Annotated in this window: 15 protein-coding genes; 6 read left to right on the forward strand and 9 right to left on the reverse strand. The window is 39.2% G+C overall.

Going from position 1 to position 17167, the window contains the following annotated elements; genetic code table 11:
- Nucleotides 1-23: 23 nt before the first annotated feature.
- Together ACMVDV_RS06560 and ACMVDV_RS06565 are read right to left on the reverse strand one after the other, a co-directional pair.
- Nucleotides 24-2036, reverse strand: a complete 2013-nt coding sequence (locus tag ACMVDV_RS06560) for a UvrD-helicase domain-containing protein (RefSeq protein ID WP_416157596.1) — start codon at nucleotides 2034-2036, stop codon at nucleotides 24-26.
- Nucleotides 2018-3544 (reverse strand): ATP-dependent nuclease, encoded by a 1527-nt coding sequence (locus ACMVDV_RS06565; RefSeq protein WP_416157597.1) that lies wholly within the window; start codon nucleotides 3542-3544, stop codon nucleotides 2018-2020. The genes ACMVDV_RS06560 and ACMVDV_RS06565 overlap by 19 nt, the downstream gene beginning before the upstream one ends.
- Nucleotides 3545-3555: 11 nt before the next feature.
- Between ACMVDV_RS06565 and ACMVDV_RS06570 the strand changes: the two genes are divergently transcribed.
- Nucleotides 3556-4670, forward strand: a protein-coding gene (locus ACMVDV_RS06570; RefSeq protein WP_416156808.1) for an IS3 family transposase whose coding sequence is annotated in 2 segments (ribosomal slippage) — nucleotides 3556-3808 and nucleotides 3808-4670 — 1116 coding nt in all. Because the reading frame shifts where the segments join, the coding sequence is not laid out codon by codon here.
- Here the strand turns inward: ACMVDV_RS06570 and ACMVDV_RS06575 are convergent.
- Together ACMVDV_RS06575 and ACMVDV_RS06580 are read right to left on the reverse strand one after the other, a co-directional pair.
- Nucleotides 4657-5331: an AAA family ATPase gene (locus ACMVDV_RS06575; protein WP_416157598.1), complete on the reverse strand. Its 675-nt coding sequence runs from the start codon at nucleotides 5329-5331 to the stop codon at nucleotides 4657-4659. The genes ACMVDV_RS06570 and ACMVDV_RS06575 overlap by 14 nt on opposite strands.
- A 425-nt stretch (nucleotides 5332-5756) precedes the next feature.
- Nucleotides 5757-6398, reverse strand: a complete 642-nt coding sequence (locus ACMVDV_RS06580) for a GNAT family N-acetyltransferase (protein ID WP_304184210.1) — start codon at nucleotides 6396-6398, stop codon at nucleotides 5757-5759.
- 153 nt (nucleotides 6399-6551) lie between these two features.
- Here ACMVDV_RS06580 and ACMVDV_RS06585 point away from each other — a divergent pair, with 153 nt between their 5' ends.
- From ACMVDV_RS06585 to ACMVDV_RS06595, 3 genes are all read left to right on the forward strand, one after another.
- The gene (locus ACMVDV_RS06585; protein ID WP_064668351.1) at nucleotides 6552-6785 is read left to right on the forward strand and encodes a DUF2789 domain-containing protein; all 234 of its coding nucleotides are present in this window, start codon (nucleotides 6552-6554) and stop codon (nucleotides 6783-6785) included.
- 89 nt (nucleotides 6786-6874) lie between these two features.
- Nucleotides 6875-7144: a hypothetical protein gene (locus tag ACMVDV_RS06590; RefSeq protein WP_064668352.1), complete on the forward strand. Its 270-nt coding sequence runs from the start codon at nucleotides 6875-6877 to the stop codon at nucleotides 7142-7144.
- Between the two features lie 9 nt (nucleotides 7145-7153).
- Nucleotides 7154-7927 carry a Zn-ribbon-containing protein gene (locus ACMVDV_RS06595; RefSeq protein ID WP_304184215.1) on the forward strand — a complete coding sequence of 258 codons (774 nt, stop codon included), beginning with the start codon at nucleotides 7154-7156 and terminating at the stop codon, nucleotides 7925-7927.
- Between the two features lie 68 nt (nucleotides 7928-7995).
- Here the strand turns inward: ACMVDV_RS06595 and syd are convergent, their stop codons facing one another.
- Nucleotides 7996-8535, reverse strand: coding sequence for a SecY-interacting protein (gene syd, locus ACMVDV_RS06600; RefSeq protein WP_304184217.1), 540 nt, complete (start codon nucleotides 8533-8535; stop codon nucleotides 7996-7998).
- 59 nt (nucleotides 8536-8594) lie between these two features.
- On the opposite strand from syd, the gene queF reads away from it, so the two are divergent.
- Nucleotides 8595-9440 (forward strand): NADPH-dependent 7-cyano-7-deazaguanine reductase QueF, encoded by an 846-nt coding sequence (gene queF / locus ACMVDV_RS06605; RefSeq protein ID WP_304184219.1) that lies wholly within the window; start codon nucleotides 8595-8597, stop codon nucleotides 9438-9440.
- A gap of 53 nt (nucleotides 9441-9493) precedes the next feature.
- Here the strand turns inward: queF and ACMVDV_RS06610 are convergent, their stop codons facing one another.
- The 4 genes from ACMVDV_RS06610 to ACMVDV_RS06625 form a co-directional block, all read right to left on the reverse strand.
- Nucleotides 9494-10327: a peptidylprolyl isomerase gene (locus ACMVDV_RS06610; RefSeq protein WP_416159061.1), complete on the reverse strand. Its 834-nt coding sequence runs from the start codon at nucleotides 10325-10327 to the stop codon at nucleotides 9494-9496.
- An 80-nt stretch (nucleotides 10328-10407) separates the two neighbouring features.
- Nucleotides 10408-11235: a hypothetical protein gene (locus tag ACMVDV_RS06615; RefSeq protein ID WP_304184220.1), complete on the reverse strand. Its 828-nt coding sequence runs from the start codon at nucleotides 11233-11235 to the stop codon at nucleotides 10408-10410.
- Between the two features lie 13 nt (nucleotides 11236-11248).
- Nucleotides 11249-14935, reverse strand: coding sequence for a translocation/assembly module TamB domain-containing protein (locus tag ACMVDV_RS06620; RefSeq protein WP_416157599.1), 3687 nt, complete (start codon nucleotides 14933-14935; stop codon nucleotides 11249-11251).
- Entirely contained in the window at nucleotides 14935-16638 is a 1704-nt protein-coding gene (locus tag ACMVDV_RS06625) for an autotransporter assembly complex protein TamA (protein ID WP_416159062.1), read from the reverse strand. The genes ACMVDV_RS06620 and ACMVDV_RS06625 overlap by 1 nt, the downstream gene beginning before the upstream one ends.
- 186 nt (nucleotides 16639-16824) lie before the next feature.
- Between ACMVDV_RS06625 and ACMVDV_RS06630 the strand changes: the two genes are divergently transcribed.
- On the forward strand, nucleotides 16825-17160 hold the full coding sequence (locus ACMVDV_RS06630; protein ID WP_304184223.1) for a ribonuclease E inhibitor RraB: 336 nt from the start codon (nucleotides 16825-16827) through the stop codon (nucleotides 17158-17160).
- Nucleotides 17161-17167: the final 7 nt, after the last annotated feature.

Consider the following 17167-nt stretch of genomic DNA (forward strand, 5'->3'; position numbering starts at 1 on the left):
TCAGCTCCCTCTAGAAAATATTGCTACTCTTCATCCAAGTTAAAAGTATTTTCAACACCAAACCACTCACGGGCTTTAGCGATTACATTAGAGCTGGGTTGATGGAAAAAGACAGCAAGGTTTTCTTTAGCTCGTGTACAACAAACATAAAATATTTTTTCAGTCCGATGGCGAACATTTTCATTGCCATTTCCTTCGAAAAGATAGTTGAAATTATATTGATTCCATTGACCATTATCTAGAACTACAAGAACATTAGTATATTCAGCCCCCTTAGTCTTATGCTGTGTTGAAAAAGGGGTATAGCCTTCTAGATATTGATATAATTTTCTAAACTGTTGGTAAGATATTTGACAGACTTGTTGATAAACATAATTTCTAGATGTTTGAAACCTTTCTAATTTATCATCTTCAACAACAAGGTTCAGTTTGCTTGCAAGCCCTATCACATCGCCAATAGACCTATCTTCAACTTTAATCAATGCATCCATTGATTCCTTCAAATATTTTTTGTCCGCTACTGAATTAAGTAAAAAATCAGTTATTCGAGAAAACTCATTAAATCGTTTCTCCTTATACAAATAAATACAATGCTCAATTTTAAATAAATGCTTGATCAGGTCGTCCCTATTAGAGCTTGGCTTACTTGAATCATCAACCGTATTTTTCTTATCATCAAGCAGCATATCTTTATCGATATAAAGTTTAGATATTTCATTATAAGGCTGATTTAATGCCAGTTGATAAACTTGAGGGTAATCATCTATATATTTTTGTTGCCCATTGGTAGGCGTAAGTAAGTTATGCGCACCTTCTTGTAAGCCGCCTAATTCAGCATAAATTTGCCCAAAAGTTTTATTTACAATATCAATTTCAATACTATTTTTTTTAATGTACGCCTTAACGCGCTTGATAAACTCTAACACTTTATCTTTATCGTAAATGCGCATTAAATCATCAAAACCTGCTTTCCCCGCGATTAGATTATGAGTTAAGTTAAGCTCTTTGGTCTCAATGGAACTATCAAAATCCCAAGCCAAGTAGTGTCGGACTGTATCTAAATTATCGTTATTGGAATATAGAAAAAGTGCGTTACCTTGCTTTACTGAGCCATCTGTATTCATATTAGGGGCTTTATTATCTTCTGATGGTTCTTGCATTAAGCCATCCGTTCTTATTTTGTTAGCTAGATCAATAACGAGTTGAGGGTTCCGTCGATTTTGTACTTTTTTGACCTCTATAACTGTTGGTGCCAGTAGAGTATATTCTTTTAAATTATTAATGACTGAGAAGTAAACTTTATCCGTATTTTGTTCCTTTTTTAATGCAATAATACGTTTAGGTTGAGTATACCCATTTAAATTCCCAACGCTTCCTTCGTAAATTGATTGCATCGCATCACCAAAAAAACCAACAATATTCTTTTTTGATGATTGATTTAAGTACTCTACCAACAACTTTACTACGTTAGAACCTGTATCTTGGTACTCATCAACAAGAATAAAGGGGTATGAATCTTTAGTTATAGCGCAAAGCTTTTCATATTTCTCATACATTTTACAAGCGAGAATTAGTACCTCATCATGAGAAATACAACCGTCTTTAATTCTCACAAATTCTTTATATTTAATGTCATCGTTAAGATCATCAAAAAAACTATCCGCGACCTCCTCGTCATCTGGAGATTTTATTTTTGGTTGCTCATCATCATTCATTAATTCAATTAACGTACTCTTCAGTTCACACTGAAAGTGCTTAATGTTATTCCATAGAAAGTCATGAATAGTCGAAACGTGAATATTTTTATTTTGAACACGCTCTTCAATCTCTCCTACAGCTGCATTCGTATAGGTAATACAGGCAATAGACGCTGTTGGTTTTTCAACTAAAATAGCATTTAATATTTCTACCAAAGAGTAGGTTTTACCACTACCAGCACCGCCACTTAATAGAAAGCTATGGCCTTGTCTAATTAACTCAATAACCCGCTGAGATTCAGTCGTAAGTTGAGTCATATCTAATTCTTGCGTAGCCATAATAACCCTTCCTTGATATAACTAGGGACTTGCCAATTACTAAAATCATTTTCACCAACTTTTTCGCTATTCAATAATATCTCAATCGCGAGTGTAGGCTTGCTATTTACAGCCTTTTCAGCAAAGTCATACGGACATGCATCGTCACTTCCAACATAAATATCAAAGTGTTTCTTTGTTAATGATGGGAACGCTTCGGCATCCGTACCTAATAGCCCTTTATTTAAACTAAAGAAAGCATCTTCAAAGCTACGTCCATGATAGCCAGACTCTTCTACTTGATACACCATTAGAAAATATCCATCTGGATCTTGAACCCATTCGGCATCATCTTTTCTTAGTGACTTTTCATCAATAGATAAGTTTTTATAAAAAAGCAAATCGTCATTATTGAAGAAAAACTTCAATGATGCATTTGACGTTTTGTCCGCTAGTGGGTCTGAAGGTTTACATTTTTTTGTCTTTTTCTTTATGCCTTCTACATCATTAATATCTTGTACGTATTGGCTATCAATATCAGTAATAACTAATGATTTAACCCCAATGAAATCGATGAATTTCTCAAATGTTTGCGAATAAGCACCAACCTCAACCATTGAAATATTTTGAGATAATAATGGGGTTTCATCAGGAGCGCTAAACTCTCGGTCAACTTTTTTCATCATCGCAGGAATTAATATTCTTTCGGTATCACCTTCAATAAAGATAGCTTTGTCAGCAAAAAACAGTTCGGCTCGATTTAAAGTCAGATACTGTCTCAAGAACTTATAAGCCTTTTTCAGTTTAATATCTTCGGCTTCATCTTCTGATTTATATTCATCTTGAAGTGATTTGAGATTTTTTGCTTTAACAGTACTGCTTGAACTGTTTTTTCGTAAATACTTAATATCATCAAAATCGCATTCAGAAACTATATGAGATGAATGTGTAGTAATAACTGTTTGAAGATGAATCGTAACGCTATCTTCACGCTCTAAGTTACCTTTTAATAAATCTTTAATATTTTTGATAAATATATATTGCATCTGAGGGTGTGTATGGGCTTCAGGCTCCTCAATAAAAAACAAATTAATCGCAGCAGGTTTTTCATTTATAGAGCGTCGAAACTTACTCATGACCATTTCAATATCAAAGATCATGCTTATTAAATTCATATAACCTAAACCATTGTAATGTTCAGGTAGCTCATGAGCATCATGTGAATACATCACCGTAGTATTGCCATCGAGTAGATCACGATGTTGTAAAGTTGATGCTACTTTAAGTTTAGTATCAGTAGGGCTAATTCCACCAAATCGATTAACTTTCTGGATTAGCTCATCAAACATATCAGCATAGATTGTACTTAACTCATCATCAGTCTTTCGAAGAGTTTCTTTAAACTTATCAGAAGCATCTATCTGTTCATTTGATTCGTCTGACCGTTTATAGATCTTAGCCGTTTGATGCGGTAATCCCCCCGAAAAATAATGGGTGTCAAACGTAGAATTTTCTCTTATTGTAAACACAGGAGAAAATTATGAAAAAAGCACATTTTACAGACAGTCAGATCCTCGCTATTTTGAAGCAAGCCGAAAGTGGTGTCCCGATCCCTGAGCTATGCCGTGAACATGGTATGGGTAACTCAACCTTTTATAAATGGCGCGCAAAATACGGCGGTATGGATGCCTCTTTAATGACGAGAATGAAAGAACTTGAAGATGAAAACCGTCGTTTGAAGAAAATGTATGCTGAAGAGCGACTTAAATCCGAGGTCATTCAAGAGGCTATGGCAAAAAAGTGGTGAAGGCTTCTGAGCGCAAGATATTGGCACATGAAGTCGTTAGTACAAATAAAATGAGTATTGCCTTAGCCTGTCGCACTTTCATGATCAGTGAAACGTGTTATCGCTATACGTCGACATTAAAAAATGAAAACTTAAAAATAGCAGAGCTGTTACTCGATTTGACTGAATCAAAGCGCAATTGGGGCTTTGGGCTATGCTTTTTATATTTTCGCAATGTAAAACGATATAAATGGAATCACAAACGAGTTTACCGCATTTACCGTGAGCTTGAGTTAAACTTGCGAATAAAGCCTAGGAAACGCTTAAAGAGAGACAAACCTGAGCCATTGGCTGTACCAGAAACCATTAATGAATGCTGGTCAATGGATTTTATGCATGACCAACTAGCGGATGGCAGAGCGTGTCGTTTATTTAATGTAATAGATGACTTTAATCGCGAAGGACTGACTATTGATGCTGATTTATCACTGCCTGCTGAGCGTGTGCTCCGCTCGTTAAATCAAATTATAGAGTGGCGCGGTAAACCTAAAGCCATCAGGTGTGATAATGGCCCAGAATATATTAGCCATAAACTCGCTCAATGGGCATTGAATAATGAGATCGAATTACGATTTATTCAACCTGGTAATCCACAGCAAAATGCGTATATAGAGCGCTTTAATCGAACAGTTCGTTATGACTGGCTAAGTCATTATATTTACAGTGACATTAGTGAGTTACAAGACAGAGCTACCGATTGGTTATGGACTTACAATAATGAACGCCCTAACATGGGCATAGGTGGCATAACACCAATACAAAAACTGGAAAAGTTAAACAACGAAAATTCTACAGCTAGCCTCCATTAAAAATGGGTGGATTACCATGCGATAAAGTTTTATCTGTATCTTTATTGGTCACACTCCTTTTAGCACTAATAAAGTTGAAAGATATGATGTCGTTGAGGGAAATATTTTCTTTTACAATATCAATAGAAACAGTTTCATCGGAGAATAAAAGGCTTTTCTTTTTCACCGAACCAAAATAGTCACCTAAGTGCTCTTTAAGAAACAAATTAGGTTTATTATCAAATTTTTCAGATTTTTCGGCATAATCATCTTTAAGTTTGACAAGCAGCTCACGGTCAATGTTGTATTCAAATTTTAAAACAATGTTATTGTCATCAGGATCTAGGCTCATTATGAGTGATCGGACTTGCGACAAGTCATCTTTATCTGAGTACTGAATATAAATTTTAAGCTCAATTCCTAACGGTTGATAAACGTTCTCAATGGGAATTTCCTTGGTACCTGACAGGTATGCAAGCAGTTCATTTTTCAATTCAACATTAAAATCATCAAGCGTAAAACATCTAAGGCTTGATTGATTAAGAAACTTATCAAGCGAGGTTAATATTGAAGTTTTACCTGTATTATTTTTACCAATGATAAGTGAAAGTTCATCCTCGAGATCTAAAGAAAAGTCTTTTAAAAGTCTGAAATTTTTGATTTGAATTTTTGAAATTCTCAATATTTGTCCTTAATGAAAACTGTCTTCAATAATATATTAAAAACAGTTGCCCTAATTTTTATATTAATTAGGCATAACAGCAAGCTATACAATAACTTTACTTGTTAGAGGCGGCTAAATAGCAAGATTACCTTTGTGCACATCTTTAGGTACTTAACATGCTGTTCATTTTTCACTCTACCCTGCTGCAATTTTATGCTTTGTACAAGGTCTAAAACTTCTAATTTAGATTTATTATCAGATACTTCCTGATTGAACGACTTGATATAAAACATCATTTCTTTTTAAATGACTAACATTACTAGGCATCTTTGTTTTAAGCTCCGTTTGATGTGAAAACCACTACCTGTGAAATTGCTCATGCGGTATATTTTACAAATATACCCGTGCTGTAGTTTGCTTGTACGTCTCTGGAGATCTACATGTCATTGAGCTGATTTAAACAGGAGTTCACCTTGTACATTACTAAATGTTAGGTGTTGTAAAGACACAAACCCTTCGCTGGCAAAAAATGCGCTATGCTGATCTTGGGTAACAAAAACCGCCATTCCTGAAGCATCTTCATTACTTTGCACTAAATCATTTAAACCTCGTAATAAGTAACGGCCAATACCTTGACCATGAAAGTGAGGGTCAACCGCAATAAATGCTAAAAAATAATAGTTGCCTTGCGTAATGAGTGCATTGCGGATCGTTTGCTCTTTCTCAATCAATTGATTAGTTTGTAAATAACCTGCGCTGAGCATTAATTTCAAACGCCAATGCCAATAACGCTGAGCTTGCAGCTGACTTGATGATTCGAATACACACGCAACCGCTTTTAAACGATCATTTTTATATAAACCAATCAGCGGCTGTTTTTCTTGCCAAAATGTGTTGAGTTCTTCGCGGATCAAAGCACGCAGTTTTTTTTCATAAACCGCTTTATTCGCCTCACTGTAATTAAGCATAGGTTGCAATAGCGGATCATCATGATAGGCTTGATAAATTAAACTCGCTGCGATACTAATGTCTTCTGCGGCAATATACTGCACACGCAATGTTTCATTGTCAGTCTCTACTGTCATGACTCGTCCTTATTTTTATTTTGATTTTTTCTATAGCAACAGCTATAGGTATATTCCTATCTGCGTTAAAAGGCAAATTCAGCGGGTGTTAAACTCTAACAACCCATCATAAAGTTCGATTACTGTTTTACCGTTATCATCAAGGAGCATGACATGGATACTACTAAACACGATATCAATACACTCTTCAAACAACTGGGCTTGGCAAGTTCAGAGAGTGAAATTGATACTTTCATTGCTGCTCATTCATTACCCGACACCACATTGTTGCAAGACGCGCCATTTTGGGATCAAGCACAACGCCACTTTATTGCTGAGTCATTAGCAGAGGATGGTGATTGGAGTGAAGTGATTGACGAACTGGATGTACGTTTACGCCAGCAGTAAAAGTACTTGGCTACTGCCAACCAGCTGTTATTATACCCGGCGCAGCACATCTGTGTGCTGTGCCTTACTTTAAAGAGTTTAAAAATAGAATGAATGCTGTTGTTTTTGATGCAATCAAAGCCCTTCTTGACGAAGGCAAAACCCCTACTGTCGCTTTAACTAAAAGTAAACTAACCCAACCGATCCCATTACCTGTTATTATTGCCGCTGTAAGCCAATATAAAAATAATCCAGATTCTATCCATAACTTGGCAAAATCCGCCAATGTTGCAGTTGAGGCTGTCAGTGATGTAAGTCAACTTGATCGTATTGAACAAAAGCTCGATCGCTTACTCGCCTTACTCGAAAATAAAAACTAGAGACTTAACATGTTTGTTGTTGATTTAACGTTTGATTGTTACCAAGATACGACCCTTGAAAATGCCGAACAAGCAATAAATCGCTTGGTGAATGCATTGCGCTTTAACGGCCAAATAATGGGTGAAGAATTTCCAACTGTGCTAAAAGATGGCTACTTCATTACCCGCGTTATGTGCCCGACCAATGATGCAATGCACCCACTTAACAACAGCCCGTTTGTTAAACACAGTATTGATAAACTTCACGATGCCGGACTACTGGCCCCTAAAGTCAAAGTCATTGGTCAAGATATTCACTCTAACGGCGCCGATCAGTGTCATCAACCATCGAGTTATATTTTATATACCACCTATGTTCATACATGCAGTCCATTGTATTGTGGTGATGACTTTTTACCCGTTCCGTTGTTTAAAATACCTGCCATTGCCAATGGTGATTATAAAACCTTAATAAAATGGCAAGAAGATTGGCAAGCGTGTGACCAAATTCAAATTAATGGCGCAACACGCTGTGAATTTCCTGCCTTGGATGAAATATCAAACCTTGATAGCGATCTTTCGCGGCGCGGTAAAGACATCGCCAAACGGGTTAGTTTTTTAACTAAAAAACCGGTGTATTATTACTTGTATCGGGTGGGCGGTAAAGACAAAGCATCTGAGCTGGAACGTAAATGCCCAGCTTGTAATAACGATTGGAAGTTACCTGAATCATGGTTTGGGTTATTTGATTTTAGATGTGAACCATGTGGTTTAGTGTCAAATATATCGTGGGATTTTCAGTAACACTTGGTCTTTGCGTACTAGAGACTAAAAAGCGCTGCGGAGTAGCGATTACTCCGCGGTACAAACACTTACACGGTAAGTGCCGTTATAAAAGAGCCAAGATCAGCGCTAAGCACATGATGGGGTTTTTTACCTACATACTCTAAACACACTTCACCGGTGTCTAACAACACCGAAACCAATAAGTCTTCTTGATCAGTGAGGCCAATAAATACGGTCGCTGGCTGTTTTAGTTTGCGCTTCATCAAGACATGACCGGTTATATTTTGCTGCAATAAATCAAAATCATCATCGCTCCATGCTTGCAATAACTCCACGTCATGACCATCAATGTTGGCAATAATACAACCGCCGAAAAACGCACCATAGTACTGTTGCAGCGCTTGAGGAAACTCAAGCTCTAGCGCCTTGGCTAAGTCAGTTAAAGAGCCGCTAGGAGTGCGAGCTATCGCTTGCCATTGGATCAACCCTTGTTCATCTGGGTGGCCAACTTCACACGGGCTTGGCCAATCACTGTCATGTTCAATCTGTGGTAACTTGCCGGTTTGCGCTTGTTGCTTGCTGGCAAAGCGTTGATGGAGTTGTTCTAACTGGGTAACAATAGTCATGCTGTGAAACTCATAAGCTTTAGGTATAATGGCGCTATTGTAACTACAAAAGACCTAATATGACAGATTACAGCAACGCACCAGAATTAAAAGACAGTGTGCTTGGTCAAGCAACTGAGTATGTTGATACGTATACACCTAGCCTACTGTTTCCGATCGCCCGAAAACTTAATCGCGATGATTTAAACATTGATGAAAGCGCCCTGCCTTTTCAAGGCCAAGATATTTGGACCGGCTACGAGCTTTCATGGTTAAACCCAAAAGGTAAGCCCGTGGTTGCTGTAGCAAGCTTTGAATTTCCCTGTCAGAGCAGCCATATTATTGAATCTAAGTCTTTTAAACTGTATCTAAATAGCTTTAACCAGACTCGTTTTGATTCAGTTGATGATGTGGCCGCCATTTTAACCGCCGACTTATCTGCTGCAGTAGCAATGCCTATTACAGTCACTTTATATAGCCCCGCAGATTATAACTGTTTGCCATCTACCCCCTTACCCGGTGTGTGTATTGATGAGTTAGATATAGAGATCACTGACTACCAGCTAGGCGCTCATAGTTTAAAAGCAGCGAGCAGCGAGGTAATAACCGAAACGCTGCACAGTCATTTATTAAAATCAAACTGCTTGATCACCTCGCAACCAGATTGGGCAAGCATTATTATTCGTTATAGTGGTGAGCAGATATGCCATGAATCATTGCTGCGTTATTTAATTTCGTTTCGTACTCATAACGAATTTCATGAACAATGCGTAGAGCGTATTTATTGCGACTTAATGGCGCAATTGAATTTAGATAAGCTTGAAGTGTACGCCCGTTATACCCGCCGTGGTGGCCTTGATATCAACCCATATCGCTCTACGGATCAGGATATCACGCCATTTAATGTAAAAATAAACCGTCAGTAATAGCCATTTTATTGTATAAAACCCCGAGCGCGCTCGGGGTTAATTTTAACTCGCTAACTTTCCAAGTCACTGACTCTTTTCGTCGGAATTGGCATACCACAAACATCAACATAATTAGGCGTTTCAACAAACCATGCTTCAGAGCGGTTTTTTCGTGCTTTGATCAAGGCTAAGAATGCGGCAGAATCAGTACGCATGACCTTAAATTGGCTATTATCTTGCTTACTAATATCCGCTAACACTTGCAAATCCGTGATCGGGTTAAAAGCAGCGTCGGTATTAGCAGTGCGAGATAAACGATTAAAATGCTCCATCCCCTCTAACACACGGCCAAACACGGTAATATTACGATCCAAATAACGCGGACCATGGCCTATGGTGACATAAAACTCAGTGCCGCCGCTGTTAATATCGTTATCCCGAGCCATCGCAAAAATACCATTGCAATGCACTTGCCAAGTTTGCGTTTGCGCATCGTTTTGTGCCACGGCAAAGCCATTCAAAAATCCGGTAATAGCGGCGTAACCATCACTGTGGTCAAGTTCGGTAATATTTACGGGGCTCGGGGTCGTTAAATAAAACTCTGCGGGTATCGCTTTAACGGCGATTTTGACTGGCTTTTTACCACTTTCATCGCCACCTTGTGCTACAAAGCCTTCCACAAAGCGATAAACATTTAAATCCTTATAAAAACCCTCACGAGCAAGCTGTTTGATATTTTGCGTGTGTTTCGGTGCAAGCTGTGGGTTAAGTTCAATATAAGCAGCGCCTGTTGGCAGTGTGATTTTGATAATATTGTCAGCATCCACTACCCGCCACTGCTGCTGCGTTGCTTGACTAATAATTGCCGCCGCCGTAGGCTGAGTATCGGCTTGTGCCACATTCATTTGGCTAGCTAATAAAGCAGCGCCAATAAGCGATAATTTTTTAAACATGTTGCACCTATCATTATTGTTATGGCGTTAGATTATTTGGTTAAGCTGCTTTTATCAAGCCAAAACTGCGGCTGATAAATTGGCGCACTGTGTGGCAGTAAGGGATTCATTAGTTCAATAATACGGCGATTTTTCAAATCAGCTTGTGCAATAGTGGCAGCAAAATATTCAAAAAATAGCGTGTCGAAAGAACCATCAGCAATCGCAGCTAATAGGCCATCTTGCAGTAATTTGTGTAGTGCTTGATTATTTTTTGCCACAAAAAAATACACCGCTGATGGGTAACGAATAGCAATATGCGACTCGTGAATAATATCATCGCCATGATTTTTGGGTAAATCAAAGATATCGTATGGCAGTGCATCAATACGTCCAGAGCGCAACATTGCGATTGGTTCGGCGCCCATCCCATACATTAATGTATCTAACTCATTCCGTTTAAAAATAGCGGTATCCGGCCAATCTTCCCGCAAACCAAATACAAACGGAGTCAGTTGTCTTGCATGGGTTACCGCTGCAAACATGTCTTTATGACTAATATGCACCACAGGAATGCGATAACCGAGTAACCCTTTATCTATCGGGATCAAAATTGCTTTGGCCTGTGTTTCCCACTCTGAGCTCGTTACTCCCCAAAACACATCTATGCCATTTTCCTTACCCAATAAACGAATCGCTCTGCTTTGTGAAGGAATATCGGGCACTTTATTAGGCACCATAGTAATAGCTGACTTACTGAGTATCAACGCTAGTAACTCTGCAGGATAAGGATGGCCATCAGCAGAGTAACGAATCGTTAATGGCGTGTTAGCCAAACCACTAAAGGAGATCAATAAGCAAGCTAGTAGCAGTTTTTTCAACGTCTCTTAGCCCTTAATCTAGATCAAATTTATATAGAATATCAACGTTCTGATATAGTCCACTGGTGATTTCAATATAGAGCTGCGACAGTAATTGGTAGCGTACTGCCACTTCACTTAGCGAATCAAAAATACCCACGCTGTATTTAACTTGAATACCAGGTGCTACATAACCAGAAATTTCCACTTTGGTTTCATCACCACTGCCTTTTGAACTCAAGCTGACATCCGATAGACCGAACGTTTCTCCCACTTTTGACACCATCCCTTCACTGCGACTCACTCCTTGCGCGAGTAATAACTGCGTCAACATCGCATCGGTGGAGCTATCCCCTTCATCTAAGGGTCGGCCATTTAATAAATAAGCCAATGATTGCGCTTGATCCATTGCAGGCTCAGAAAACACTTTTAATACCGGTTGCTCAATGTTACCCGTTAACGTGATCCCGGCAATCACATCGTTGGCGGTATTCTCTGGGTTGCGGATCGCTTTAATATTAAGGAATGGTTTATCTATCGGACCGCTAAAACCAATTTGCCCGGTACGGATAAGTAAATCTTGGCCAAAAGAACGATAAGTCCCTTCACGCAAATTCAACTCACCGGTTGCGATCATCGGAGTTTGCTGATCCATTTTGATTGATAAATCACCTTCAATTTTAGACTCCAAACCAAACGAATCGATACGCACATCATTTTCAACAATCAGCTTAAGGTCAATATCGTAGTCAAACGGTACCGCTTGAGTTTGCTCTGCTTGTTTGTCGATAATAATTTCATCATCACTAACTTGCACCGCCCCCTCTGGCAGCTCTTCAATTTCGATCCGGCCATACGGCACAACAACTTGTCCCGCTAATTTAAAGGCATTATCGGCTAAGCCAATCTTTAAATCCGGTGATATTTTAAATGTTACACCTTGCTGAGCACGTACATAAAACTGTTCGCCAAGCACGGCTAAGTTCACTGCAGGCTGTGCACCTTGCCAATCAATATCACCCACTAAGGCTAAATTACCGCCTTGTGCATCGTTTAATTTACCGTCAAGGGTGGCTTTGGTTTTATCAAAAGTAATACTGATATTTGAATCAACAATAGCGACAGGAAGCTGATTGCCTTGTAAATTCACATCAATGACTTCCAGTTCACCGTTAAGTAACGGGGCACTTAGTGTGCCTGCTAAGGCAATTTGACCACTGATACTGCCTTTTAATTGCTCAAGCGTGCCAATAAAAGGCTGTAAATCCGTTAATAAAATTTTATCAATCATTAGCTGCCCGCTCAGTAACTGTTGGCCAGTTAAATCGTCAGCATTCACATCCGCATTGATATCACCAAGTACTGTGGAGCTCAGTCGAGCCTCTAACTTAGCATCACGCGGATCTGCAATCGCATTGAGGGTGAATGTTTCTATTGGTAAGCGATAACGTTTTTCTTCGTTAATAAGCGTCGCGGCCAAATCATGAGAGTTTATTGTCGCGGATAAACTTTGTAATTGACTAGCTTGCCAATTTGCCTTGATCTGCCCCGCAAAACCACCTTCGGTAATAATGTTTTTAGGCAATAAATGTTTAATTTCGGCTAAATCAAAATTCTCTAACTTGGCATTAAGCTGCCCCAGCTGTGCGGTTTGCTTGAGTAGCTCAATACACAGTTTACTGTTGGCACTTTGCCAACAATGTTGCTGTACGGAAAAATCACCATTATCAATATTAAATTTAATTGCAACGGCAGGTTCAGTAGTAAAATCAATTACATTATCGCTCAGCAGCACATTAGTTAGGCTACCCTGCCACACATTGTTAGTAAATTTACCCGCAACCTCAAGTTGAGCTTTTCCCTCTACAGCAGCTAAATCAAGTTGTAGTTGATGGTCTGTTTTATCCCCTTCTGCTGTAATAGTAAAACTGTTAATTTGCTGCCCTGCTACACTTGCATCTGTTACTTTTAAGCTCACATTAGTTTGCCAATCAGCGGCATAGTTAAAGTCAGTTTTTACACTCAAATCTTTAATAGTAATATCAGCAAAACTTAAATCACGTAGACCAACATCTAAATTAACAACTGGTTCTAAACGCGCTCCTGATATAGCAAGCTTTCCTTCACCAACACCAGTAAAGGGCAGTTTCTTTTGTGCTGATTTATTTAAATGGAGTAAACCTTTAATATTCCATTGCTCGGAAATATCACCCGACAAGGCGAGTTTATTTTCACCACTGACAAGCTCAAATTTCTCAATACTGGCATGCAATGAATTATTTAAATCAAAATCGGAGACAAAGGTAAATGGAATATCATCAACCGTACCGCCAAGTTGAGTATCGGTCATTTTCAATTGCCACTGTTGTTGCGAAGCACTAAATACGCCGTTAAATTGCCCTGACAAATCACTCGTTACAGTGTCAGTTAAATACTGTGCTTTCAAGTTAGCTAGCTTTCCTGAAAACTCACTATAAATTCCCTTATCCCAACGCGCAGATGCTGTCATAGTGGCTTTACTTTCATTTGCGAGTACTGACAAGTTTTCAACATCGATATGCGTTAAGCTGCCTTTGAGCGCACTTTCCAACTGCACTTTAGGGTATGCTGCTAATTGACTCTGCGCCATTAGTTGCAATGTATAGTCATCGGCATTTCCTGCACCGGTTAACTGCACATCATTTATTTTTAAATTATTACTATCCACCTCAAGTAGCCACTGAGTAATATTTGCACTCATTGAAAAAGGGAAGTTTGTGGTTTTTAAATCTGCATTTATTTTTGCAGTCAGTGGATACTGCCCTTGGGTGATCACATCCAGCTGTAAGTCCCGTAAGTCACCAGCTACAGCCAAAGCGACTTGATGTTCAGGATTAGTGAGTGTTAGCTCTGCTGTAATTGCCGTGTCATCGGCTAAGTTTGCTGTTAATTGGCTAGCTAAATGCCATTGTAAATAGTCAGCACTGAATGACGGCAAGAGCAGTTCGCTTTTGTCTATTGCAAAAGAGCCTTTAATATCGGTAATTTCGTGGCTTTGCTCTGCTTGTACCAGCGTGATTTTAGCGATAAATAGCTGCTCAAGTTTTGCAGCCAGCGGTGAGCTAAAATGAATATCCGGCAAAGCTGCAAGTGCCGTTAATGGCTCTGCTGGAGCGGCTTGAGTCTCTTTAAGTAGTACATCAATCTGCGCAATGGTTAATGAGCTTAAGGTGACAAGTGATTGTTCAGCGGACGCTGACAAAACAAACTTTTTCACTGCGACGTCAGCACTGGCATGGGCAAGTTCAAACGAGGCTATTGCGATCCGTTTTATCGAAATTGCCAGAGGCAAGCTAATCTCATCAGTCGTACTCGTATCAGCTGGCTCTGCTAATACTGGCTCATCTTCAGCCACGGCGGGGGTTGGCTCTGGCAATACCAGCGCAATGCTCTGTGCACTGATGTTTTCGATGCAAATACCGTTGCAGCCCCACCAAAATAAATCAACTTTGAGATTTTTTGCTTTGAAATCAAGGCCATCTTTTTGAAACTCGACGTCAAATGAATCGTTATATAAGAACCGGCCGTTTTTGATCGTTACCTGCAAACCATCAACAAGTTTATTAGCACTGTAGGCAATAAACTGATTGCCTGGCGCGGTAAATAGCACACAAAAGACTAACACCAAGATTGATGCAAAAAAAAGTGTCAGTGCCGCGGTGATTTTTTTCATTTTTGACATTAAATTTCAGGCCCTATAGTAATACTTAGTCGCGTACTCTTACTTTCTTTCGTCAGTCCCCACGCATGATCAATTCGAACAGGGCCTACTGGCGTTAAATAGCGAATACCAAAACCAGCCCCCACTTCAACGCGATCTGTAAAGTCATTGGTCGCGGTGCCACTGTCAACAAATAAGGCTGCTCGCCAACTTTCGGCAAACTGGTAATTATATTCAACCGTACCTGTCATTAAGTATTTACCACCAATCAAACGACCGGCTTCATCTTCAGGTGATATTGATTGATATGCAAAACCACGCACACTTTGATCACCACCGGCGTAAAAACGCAATGAAAATGGCACATTGTCAATATCATCCACTAACATGGCACCAACATTAGCCTTTAAAAACAGTAAATGACGATCAAAATAGGTTTGTAACCACGCATTTTGGATCTGTACTCTGACGATGTTGGTCGTGGAAAACAGGTCTTTTAAACCAAATTCTGCAGATAACAACCACTGATAACCCGATGTTGGCGTTGTGCCTCCTTCGGTTTGTTTTTTTGCATAGCTGATCCCTGGCATTAACATTTTAGAACTTTGTTCTTCATCACCAATGCGGTAAGTCTCTCGGTCGCGGCGCAAAAATGCAGTACGTACCCAGTCGTCATCCGTCAGCCATTGTCGTTGTATTTGTCCCGTTAAAATTTTACTGTAAACATCGTTAGTTAACTCATCTTCGAGTTTATAACCGGCTGAAAAACGCCATAAGTCATCATTAGGATCGTCAACAGGGATCGTGTAGCCAAGCGAGATATCTTGCTGACGCTCTGAAACATTTAAATTACTTTCAAGGTAGTGACCGTTTTCTGTGATCCACGGTTTAGTCCATTTAAAGCGCACTTTAGGGCCTAGATCGGTACTATAACCGCCACCCACTTCATAACTATTGGCAGGCTTGTGCAGCACGTCAACTCTAATCGGTACTTGTTGATCCGCACGATTAGATATATCAGCATACACACGGACACTGGCAAAATACGGCGTGCTAGATAACGCTAAGTTATACTCTGATACTAAGGTCGCTTTATACGCTTCACCTTGTTTAAATTTGGCTAAAGAACGAATATATTTTTCAGCGGGGGTTTGCTCACCTAACACGAGATCACCAAATTGATAACGAACACCGGTATCTATCGTTAAGATCACCTCAGCACTATTATTCTTTAATGAAATAGCCAACTGGCGTGCTTGCCACTTCACATCGAAGTAGCCTAACTCAAGCAATTGCCCTTCAATTTTTTTACGTGCAGCATCGTAATGACTGTGATTTAAAATATCACCCTGCTTTAGCGCAATACTGTTTATGGTTTGCTTAAGTAATAAGTCATCTTTACCTGCGCCATTTACGGTTATACGCACATCAGCAATACGCGTCACCGGACCGCGGTCGATTGTTGCAATCAGTGTTTGTGTGTCATTGTCATAATTAAGCTTAATAACAGGTTTATAATAACCAAGTGCTTTTAAACTACTGGCAACTTGTTTTTTTGCATGACTTAACAAAGTACTGGTGGCTTGTTCACCTTCTAATTGCTTTAAGTACAGCGCAACATTCTTTTCAAGCAAACCATCAATACCATTTATTTCATAGCTATTTACAACTTGTGCGGCCGCAAATAGATTAAATGAAAACAACAAAAATAAACCAACTGTAATGCGAGTTAATATCCAGCTAGGCAAGTAATTTCCTTACTTAAAAACGATTTATCGATAATGAAAGAAATAGTACCATATTGAAACCACTTCACGCAGTAACTCAAATGTGAAAATTAGTACGCTTATGTGCTGAATTTTGGTTACAATAGTCATTACTAATTTGAAATAATTTTATTGAGTTTTTAAATGCACTTTCCTGATGATGACAATGGCCAACTTTTAGCTGAAATCGCAGCTGCAGGCATAGATTTAGCCCAGATGCACAAAATTGATTTCTATATTTTATTCGAACAAAAAGTAGATGCTGAAAAATTTGCCACAGCGATAGTAGAAGATGAGCTTGCACCTACAACCGAATTAGTGCAATGCAAAGACACTGGTATTTGGGAAGTAGTAACTCAGGTACAAATGGTGCCAGATCACACTTTACTTGGCCAAACTGAGCAGTATTTAGAAAGTATCGCCAATGGCTATAATGGCTATGGTGACGGCTGGGGATTAATGGATGGCGACGACGCCTAAAACCAAA

Source organism: Pseudoalteromonas sp. ASV78, assembly GCF_047806705.1.
In the GTDB taxonomy this organism is placed as follows: domain Bacteria; phylum Pseudomonadota; class Gammaproteobacteria; order Enterobacterales; family Alteromonadaceae; genus Pseudoalteromonas; species Pseudoalteromonas prydzensis_A.

What these genes read in the sequence shown, in the direction of transcription:
- queF (WP_304184219.1), top strand. Translation starts at nt 8,595, where the DNA reads ATGACAGATTACAGCAACGCACCAGAATTAAAAGACAGTGTGCTTGGT.
- ACMVDV_RS06585 (WP_064668351.1), top strand. Translation starts at nt 6,552, where the DNA reads ATGGATACTACTAAACACGATATCAATACACTCTTCAAACAACTGGGC.
- ACMVDV_RS06620 (WP_416157599.1), bottom strand. Translation starts at nt 14,935, where the DNA reads ATGTCAAAAATGAAAAAAATCACCGCGGCACTGACACTTTTTTTTGCA.
- ACMVDV_RS06560 (WP_416157596.1), bottom strand. Translation starts at nt 2,036, where the DNA reads ATGGCTACGCAAGAATTAGATATGACTCAACTTACGACTGAATCTCAG.
- ACMVDV_RS06595 (WP_304184215.1), top strand. Translation starts at nt 7,154, where the DNA reads ATGTTTGTTGTTGATTTAACGTTTGATTGTTACCAAGATACGACCCTT.
- ACMVDV_RS06610 (WP_416159061.1), bottom strand. Translation starts at nt 10,327, where the DNA reads ATGAATGTGGCACAAGCCGATACTCAGCCTACGGCGGCGGCAATTATT.
- ACMVDV_RS06580 (WP_304184210.1), bottom strand. Translation starts at nt 6,398, where the DNA reads ATGACAGTAGAGACTGACAATGAAACATTGCGTGTGCAGTATATTGCC.
- ACMVDV_RS06630 (WP_304184223.1), top strand. Translation starts at nt 16,825, where the DNA reads ATGCACTTTCCTGATGATGACAATGGCCAACTTTTAGCTGAAATCGCA.
- syd (WP_304184217.1), bottom strand. Translation starts at nt 8,535, where the DNA reads ATGACTATTGTTACCCAGTTAGAACAACTCCATCAACGCTTTGCCAGC.
- ACMVDV_RS06590 (WP_064668352.1), top strand. Translation starts at nt 6,875, where the DNA reads ATGAATGCTGTTGTTTTTGATGCAATCAAAGCCCTTCTTGACGAAGGC.